We start from the raw sequence: 7602 nt of genomic DNA on the forward strand, positions 1-7602 counted from the left end.
GGCGGGTGTGAGCTGTCGAACGTCCCAGTCGCCATACCATGAAACGCTTCGCAACCGATCCAATACGACCCATGGCAGTTCGGCCCTCACAGGTCCAACCTTTCCATGTCCTAACCATGGCAGAACCGGCCCTGAATCAGATCATGGCACGCGCTTGCTCCTGTCAGCGAGGCATGCGCCGTCTCGGTTCCCATGCCTTCTCGCGCAGGCTCACAGCCTTGAAATGCTTGATCTTTCAGGCATCTACTTCGCCCACCCAGCCGAACTCCAGCAGTTCTTTCGGGAGATACTCGGATTCGACATCGATGGGGAAGCCGGCGTCCCGGGCCATGCAGGCAAGGGCGAGCGGGGCCAGTGCCACGAGGCCGTCGCTGCTCTGGGCACGCTCCTCAGTGGCGGTCCAGTACTCCTTGTGCCAGTTGAGGGCATTGACCAGACTCTCGTTGAACCGTTGAGCCTCCTGGCGCTGGTACAGGTGGAAGAGTTCGAGTGGCGGATAAAGAATCTTGAGGAGGAGATCTTTGTCAGCGATCCGTGCCACGGCGGGGTCGGTCCCGTTGACAGCGGCGACCACCTTGTCCCACATGACGTCCGCCCGGCCGTGCCAGAAGCTCTGGAGAGCCTCGACCCAGTCGTAGACGTACCCGTCGAACTCCGAACCGGACTGGCGTAGGAACGACAACGGAATACCGGCCAGTTGCGCAAGACGAGCGTTGTCGCGGCAGATGGTCGCCAGGTACCACGACGTGATCCACGAGCCCGCGTTCAGGTAGAACTGCGGGCCGGTGGCGGGAAGGTGGCGGACCTCGCCGTCGACTCCGATACGGCAGGGGACAGGCCCCTCGGACCCGATCGCGGATGTGAACAGCGCGGAGCCGACCTGCATGGCTGTGACCCACGCTTCCCATGTCCCGAACTTCTCGGCAGTCGGGTCTTCCGCACAGCGGCACTTGGCCACGGTCAGCGTGACCTCCAGAGCCCGGGCGCGCGACATCTCGGATCGCTCCAGCCGGTCGATCACCCGCTTCGTGCTCGCGACCAGCGACTCCATGTCCCTCCGAATCTCGTCCACCGGAAAGTCATGACGAGAAACACGCGTTACCACTGAAAATCTCCTACCCTATATCTTCAAATGCTCCAGTACGGAACCAGCATAGGATCCGGTGTTTTCCTTCGCCTGCACCAGCACGTAGTGCAGCTTCCCCTCGTCCATTGCGTCGAAGAGGGCCTCGGCGAGCTCTCTGTCTCTCCCGCCTCGCCTCCACATCAGGGTGAAAATAGTATGCAGGTACGGTTTGGTGCCCTGCTTGACTCTCATACCCTGGGCCATCTCACCGACACCCTCGCGCCACTCCAGACTGGCGGATGGCGCCTTTTCTTCGACAGCGACGTAGCCCCCGTCGTCACCGAGCTTGTACAGATCGTCGAGCATATTGGCGCCGTTGGATGTCCTGGGCAGATCGTCAACCCACTCGGCATCCGGGAACAAGTTCGGCATGACGTGGTGCCGGGCCGCCGCTTCTCCGAGCCGCTCGCCCAATTTGCTGTTGTTCGACACGTCGCCGACCTGAGCGTGGAAGGAATCCCGTGCGTCAGAGAGCGCCGTCTCCGTCGCGATGGAGGGGTTCTCCTCATGGGCCTTCTCCGCCCTTGAGAGCTCGATCCCGGCAAAACGATCCTTCGCTGCCTTGTCGAGGTCCGGCAGGTGGGCATGGTCAACGGTGTCGCGTCCGAGTGGCGTCCTGCCGAATCTCGTTTCGGACGGGCCATGGGGCATGGCGTACTTGGCGATGAAGCTGCCATCGGGCCTCTGCTTCAGGATCGGCAGCTCGACGCCATCGACGATCTTGTTCTTGACCAGCCGGTGGCCTCGCTTGTCGTAGTTCTCCTGACGCCACTCTTCGTCGTTGTTCGCCTTCCAGACATGTTCGTCCTGGATCCGCTTCCGCTCCTCAACGGACAGCTCGTGCTGCTCGTGAGGGCCATGCCCGGTGCCCTCGTCCGCTCGGTGATCGGTCGAGGGCACGTCATCGCCGGATCCGTCCCCGTGGTCGAAGCCGTCATGGCCGGTCCCGCCGGCATCGCCCGAACCGGTGTGCTGGTCGCCGCCGTGGCCCGGCACGTGGTTGTCGCCCCCATGGCCCGGCAGGTCATGGCCGGGGGTGTGGGGTTCGCCGGTGTGGCCGCCCGGAAGGTGGTCACCCGGCGTGGTGACATGTGCCACGTCGCCCGCACCACCGTCGGGGACATGGGTGTCGACGCTGTTTGTCGGCGTATGGCCGTCGGCCCGGCCGCCCGGGAGGTGGTCGGCTGTGCCGCCCGGCAGGTGGTCGCCCAGGCCGTTGCCGCCGGGTATTCGGTCGCCGCCCGCGTGGACGGCGGGGGTGTCGCCGCCCGCGTGGACGCCGGGTGACGTCGGGACGCTCTCGCCGGCACGGCCCGTGTCGTCGAGACTGCTGCCCAGGTGGAGGTGCTCGCCGGCCCGGTCCGCGCCGTGGGTGGCCGCGCCGACCAAAGCCGGTTCCTTGGTCGGGGACGGGGTGTGGGGGACGTCCGAGCCGGACTGAGGCCGGTTGGTGATGTCCGGGGGGCCGCCGTCGTGGTGCATCAGGACGTCGCCCTTGTGGTCCACGATGTTGCCGTGCTCGTCGGCGAACAGCGGGGGCTCGCCCTCGGGGGTGTGCAGGGGGTCCGTGCCCGCCGGATGCAGGGGTGCGTCGTGCGGCAACCGGACGCTGCCGTTGGGGAGTTCGACAGCGCCCTTGGGGATCGAGGCTCCCTCGGGAAGGTGGACCGTGCCGTCCGGCAGGTGCACGGTGCCCTCGGGCAGGGTGATGGCGTTGTCGGGGAGCTCGGGGATGTCGATCTTCCCGGCGCCCTTGAGGGCCTTGCTGATGTCGCCGATCTTCGACAGGCCGGCGCCCGCGCCCTTCATGACGTACGTCATCGGGTCGATGACCCGGCCGGCCTTGCCCGCGAACGAGATCGCCTTGGCCACCGCGCCCGCCTTGCCCGCGCCCTCGGCCGCGGCGCCCGCGCCGTCGGTGAAGACCGCGGTGAGAACGTTGAAGGTGACCCCGCCGGCCGCGCGGGCGGGGTTCTTGCCCCACTCGTCCCACGCCAGCAACGCCTTGCCGGTCTGCTTCATCGTGTTGCGCGACTCACGCAGCCACGACGGCATGTACTTGTCCGGCGTGGCCCAGAACGCCACCGCCAGCACAGGGTTGCTCATGAACGCCAGACCCGTGGCCAGCTGTGCCAGGCCCTTCCAGGCCGTCTTCATCGCGTCCCAGCCGTCGACACCGACCAGGGTGCCCAGACCCTTGACCGTGCCCCAGATGCCGTCCACCACGATGCCGTCCCAGACGAACGACTTCGCCCAGTGCCCGACGTCGTACCAGTGGTGCTTCTGCTCCACCGGATCGCCCCACGGCAGCCCCTTCGCGCCCTTCAGGTCGGACGCGCTGTAGCCGTACATGTTCTTCTTGTCGGTGCCGTCACCGGCGATCATCTGCGTGCCGTGCCACAGCGCCGTGATCTTGTTGTGGCAGGTGCGCTCCGCCGCCCAGAACGCCGCGACCGTCGCCGTGACATCGTCGCGCAGCTGGTTGTTCTTCTTGACCTTGTCCTCGTCGTACTGCCAGTCGTCGTCGTCCTCGACCGAGTCGACGAACGTCTGCGCGTCGTGCTTGAGCTGCTTCAGCTTCGCCACCAGCGGCCGGATCTCCGTCGCGTACCCCGACAGTGCCGAGGACACCGTCTCCAGATCCGTCCCGAACGTGTCCGCCCGGTCCGACACCGGCTTCGTCGAGGCGAACAGCTGATCCGCCTCGGGGGCCTTGTAGTACGCCGACAGGCCCTGGAACTGCGTATGGACGTCCGCGCCCGTGGAACGGATCTGCCCGGCGTCCTTCTTCAGGGAGCCGTAGTCCTTCTCCAGCTGCTCCAGGTCACCGGTGAACTCGGGTATTTCCTCCGGCTTGATCACTGCTTGCCGACCCCCGGCATCTTCACCCCGGGCGTGGACGCCTTGCGCTGCGCCTGGGCCGCCATCGCCTCGTCACCGTTCATGTAGGCCGTCGTCGCGTCCACCGCGCCCTGCAACGACTTACCGGCCCGCGCCGCGATGAACTGAAGGTCCTTGGTCGCGTGCTCGGCGTACTCCGACAACGCCAGCGCCACGAGGCCGCCCTGCGTCTTGCCGCCGTCCTTGCCGCCCTGACCGCCCTGACCGCCGGAGCCGCCCGAGCCGTCGCCCGCACAGATCGTGCCCGCGCTCGACGCCGCCGACTGGAGATGCGTGCCGAAGTCCTTGGCCTGCGTCTCCAGATGCGACGCCGTCTTCCCCGTCGTCGTCAGCACCTGACTGATGCCCTGCGGATGCAGATCCCAGCCCGTCATACCCAACCCCCCGTGGCCCCCGTGACCGCCGTGAACCGACTACCGGTCAACCGATGTTGTCGACCGCCGACTTGGCCTTCGCCAGGGTCGAATGCGCCGTCGAGTCGTTCTTCTCCATCGTCGTCTTCAGCAGGTGGATGATGTTGCGCACCTCCTGCGACGCGTTGTTCCAGCGCTGCTCCTTGCCGTGGTACTCGTCCGCCACGCCATCGGCCGTGAAGTCCGCCATCGCCTTCTTCACCTGCTTGTCCCGCGCCGCGATCACCGACTCCAGCTGGGCGATCACCCCCGCGAGATTCCCCTGCACATCCGCCGACGCCCCCGTGTCGTACGACCGGCGATCCGCACCAGAACCCGCCATCACACACCACTCCCCGTGAAGAGACCGAACGTCTCGAAGAATTCAGAACAACCCGGACGCGTGCGGCTCAGCGGCCCGAGAACCGCGCCGCGTCGAAGTTGGCGGCGCCCATCTGCGACTTGGCGTTCTCGCCCTGCTCCTGGTCACCCGAGCTGAACGCGCCCTCCATCCCGGACTGACCGCCCAGGATCGCCGCCAGCGAGCCGTTCAGCTCCTTCGTGATGCCGTCCGCGTGCGCCTTGAACTGGTCGAACGCCGTACGCCCCGCGCCGTTGAACTTCCCCTCCAACGGCTCGGCCGCCTGCACCAACTGCCGGATCAGCGTGCCCAGATCCTCGCTGGAACCGCGCGAGTCACGCATCAGCGTCGAGAGTGTCTGCGCACCCATGTCGAACTTCATGTCGCCTCCCCCGTATGGGCTCCCACGGCGTCTGCCGCTCATGTCACATACCGCCTACGATTATGAACTCCCGGGCGTGAGCGGGCGAGCCAGGGTCCGGTCTGTCACAGGATCAGCGAATTTCCGTGACAAAGGCCTGGCGGGAAGCGGCTTCGGCGGCCGATGTCAGCGGGCGTGCGCGGCGGACTCGCGGCAGATCAGGAGGAGTGCCCGGTCGTCGTTGACGTCCTTGGCGACGGCCTCGATGAGGTGCCAGGCGGCACCGTGGAAGCCGCCGGCGACGTAGCGGTCGGCCTCGCCGGTGAGGCGGTCGATGCCTTCCACGATGTCGCGGTCGGAGGTCTCCACCAAGCCGTCGGTGAACAGCATCAGGACGTCACCGGGGCGCAGCGAGCCCTTGACGGAGTCGAACTGGGCGCCGTCGTAGACGCCGAGGAGCGGGCCCTCGGCGGACTTCTCCTCCCAGCGGCCGGTGCCGGCGCTGAGCTGGAGGCCCGGTGGATGGCCCGCGGAGTACAGCTCGTAGTCCCCGGAGTCGAGGTCCAGGACGAGGTGGATGGAGGTGGCGAAGCCCTCGTCCCAGTCCTGGCGGAGCAGATAGCCGTTGGCGGCGGGCAGGAAGGCGTGCGGGGGCAGGGAGCCGAGCAGGCCGCCGAAGGCGCCGGACAGCAGGAGGGCGCGGGAGCCGGCGTCCATGCCCTTGCCGGAGACGTCGGTGAGGACGACCTCCAGGGTGCGGCCGCCGTTGGTGCGGGCGGCCACCACGAAGTCGCCGGAGAAGGACTGGCCGCCGGCGGGCCGCAGCGCCATCTCGTGATGCCAGCCCTGAGGCAGCTTGGGCAGGGTGGACTGCACCCGGATCCGCTCGCGCAGGTCGAACAGCATGGTGCCGCCGCGCCGCCAGGGCACGCCGACGCGGCTGCGGAACTGGGCGGTGAGCAGGCCGAAGAAGCCGCAGGCGGCCACCACCAGGACGACGCCCGGGGTGACCCGCGAGGGGCCCTCGGTGTACGGGCCGAGGCGTACCGACTCCACGATCAGCGCGGTGGCCGCCGTCGCGTACAGGCCGAGCAGGCTGGCCGGGCGCAGCACCAGCCCGCCGGCGACGATCGGCAGGACGAGCATGGCCGGGGAGCACCACACGGAGTCGAACAGGGTCAGGGCGGCGAAGACCGGGATGGTCAGGAGGAGTCCGGCGAAGGCGATCCAGTCGGAGCCGTCGCCGCGGAAGTAGTCGACGGCGCTTCGGCGCAGCCCGACGCGGGCCCGGTGCCACTGCATCTTCCACCGGGCCGTGAGCGTGTCGGCCTTCGCGCGCGTCTCTCGTCCTGCTGCCATTAGTTCGGGACCCTATCCATCGCACCGGCCCCTTGGCACGGGAGGTCCTACTTGTCCCCCGTGCGGGGCTCGGGTTCACAGGTTCGCTCAGGCACCGGAATTCCGTAAACCCACCCGAAGGAGTGTCAGTGCTTCTGGCAGGTGGGGCACCAGAAGAGGTTGCGGGCGGCGAGCCCCGCGGTGCGGATGTGGTCGCCGCAGATGTGGCAGGGCTGGGTGGCGCGGCGGTAGACATAGACCTCGCCGCCGTGGTCGTCCACGCGGGGCGGGCGGCCCATGGCCTCGGGGGTGTGCTCCGGCCGTACGGTGTCGATCCGGTTGTCGCGCACGCCCTCGCGCATCAGGGCGGCGAGGTCGGTCCAGATCGCGTCCCATTCGGCGGGGGTGAGGTCGCGGCCCGCGCGGTAGGGGTCGATGCCATGCCGGAAGAGGACCTCGGCGCGGTAGACGTTGCCGACGCCGGCCACGATCTTCTGGTCCATGAGCAGCGCGGCGATCGTCGTACGGCTGCGGCTGATCCTCCGGTACGCCGCCGCCGGGTCGGCGTCCTGTCTGAGCGGGTCGGGGCCGAGGCGGGAGTGGACGGCGCGTTTCTCGTCGTCGGTGATCAGGGCGCAGGTGGTGGGGCCGCGCAGATCGACGTACGACAGGTCGTTCGCGAGCCGGAGCCGGACGGTGTCGGTGGGCGGGGGCGCGGGGGCGTCGCCGAAGCCGACCTTGCCGAAGAGGCCGAGGTGGATGTGGACCCAGTCGCTGTCGCGGAACCGCAGGAACAGGTGCTTGCCGTGCGCCTCGGTGGCGGTCAGCTCGGCGTGGTCCAGGAGGGCGGCGGCGTCGGAGAACTTGCCCTGGGGGCTGGTGACGCGGGGGGCGGTGCCCTGGAAGCGGGCGGCGTAGTCCTGCGCCAACCGGTGAATGGTGTGCCCTTCCGGCAAGGCGGGCCGTCCTTTCCTCTTCTTCTCTTCCCGCCCGCCCACTCGACTCACTCGACTGGCGGGCGGCCCTCGCCCCTCAGCCTAGGCGCGTTCCCCGGTCGCCCCTGACGCGTCCGGCGGATCCCCGCCACGCACAGCGCGATCCCCGCCACGCACAGCGCCCACCC

At 68.3% G+C, this 7602-nt stretch carries 7 protein-coding genes; all 7 read right to left on the bottom strand.

The window, feature by feature from the left end; genetic code table 11:
- Positions 1 to 235: 235 nt before the first annotated feature.
- Positions 236 to 1051, bottom strand: coding sequence for an immunity 49 family protein (locus tag CCN72_RS17155; protein WP_086808282.1), 816 nt, complete (start codon positions 1049 to 1051; stop codon positions 236 to 238).
- A 69-nt stretch (positions 1052 to 1120) separates the two neighbouring features.
- Positions 1121 to 3988: a hypothetical protein gene (locus CCN72_RS39985; RefSeq protein ID WP_208638028.1), complete on the bottom strand. Its 2868-nt coding sequence runs from the start codon at positions 3986 to 3988 to the stop codon at positions 1121 to 1123.
- Positions 3985 to 4401: a DUF6507 family protein gene (locus tag CCN72_RS17165; RefSeq protein ID WP_086808275.1), complete on the bottom strand. Its 417-nt coding sequence runs from the start codon at positions 4399 to 4401 to the stop codon at positions 3985 to 3987. The genes CCN72_RS39985 and CCN72_RS17165 overlap by 4 nt, the downstream gene beginning before the upstream one ends.
- 46 nt (positions 4402 to 4447) lie before the next feature.
- Positions 4448 to 4762, bottom strand: coding sequence for a pore-forming ESAT-6 family protein (locus CCN72_RS17170; RefSeq protein ID WP_086808276.1), 315 nt, complete (start codon positions 4760 to 4762; stop codon positions 4448 to 4450).
- A gap of 67 nt (positions 4763 to 4829) precedes the next feature.
- Complete coding sequence (locus tag CCN72_RS17175; protein ID WP_086808277.1) at positions 4830 to 5162, bottom strand: hypothetical protein; 333 nt, start codon at positions 5160 to 5162, stop codon at positions 4830 to 4832.
- Positions 5163 to 5327: 165 nt separating this feature from the next.
- On the bottom strand, positions 5328 to 6500 hold the full coding sequence (locus CCN72_RS17180; protein WP_086808278.1) for a PP2C family protein-serine/threonine phosphatase: 1173 nt from the start codon (positions 6498 to 6500) through the stop codon (positions 5328 to 5330).
- Positions 6501 to 6625: 125 nt separating this feature from the next.
- The gene (locus CCN72_RS17185; protein WP_086808279.1) at positions 6626 to 7435 is read right to left on the bottom strand and encodes an Fpg/Nei family DNA glycosylase; all 810 of its coding nucleotides are present in this window, start codon (positions 7433 to 7435) and stop codon (positions 6626 to 6628) included.
- Between the last annotated feature and the right edge of the window lie 167 nt (positions 7436 to 7602).

The organism is Streptomyces murinus, from assembly GCF_002154555.1.
Lineage (GTDB): Bacteria > Actinomycetota > Actinomycetes > Streptomycetales > Streptomycetaceae > Streptomyces > Streptomyces murinus.

Excerpts from the sequence above, each read along its gene's own strand:
- CCN72_RS17180 (WP_086808278.1), bottom strand. The coding sequence starts at position 6,500 with ATGGCAGCAGGACGAGAGACGCGCGCGAAGGCCGACACGCTCACGGCC.
- CCN72_RS17165 (WP_086808275.1), bottom strand. The coding sequence starts at position 4,401 with ATGACGGGCTGGGATCTGCATCCGCAGGGCATCAGTCAGGTGCTGACG.
- CCN72_RS17170 (WP_086808276.1), bottom strand. The coding sequence starts at position 4,762 with ATGGCGGGTTCTGGTGCGGATCGCCGGTCGTACGACACGGGGGCGTCG.
- CCN72_RS17155 (WP_086808282.1), bottom strand. The coding sequence starts at position 1,051 with ATGGAGTCGCTGGTCGCGAGCACGAAGCGGGTGATCGACCGGCTGGAG.
- CCN72_RS17175 (WP_086808277.1), bottom strand. The coding sequence starts at position 5,162 with ATGAAGTTCGACATGGGTGCGCAGACACTCTCGACGCTGATGCGTGAC.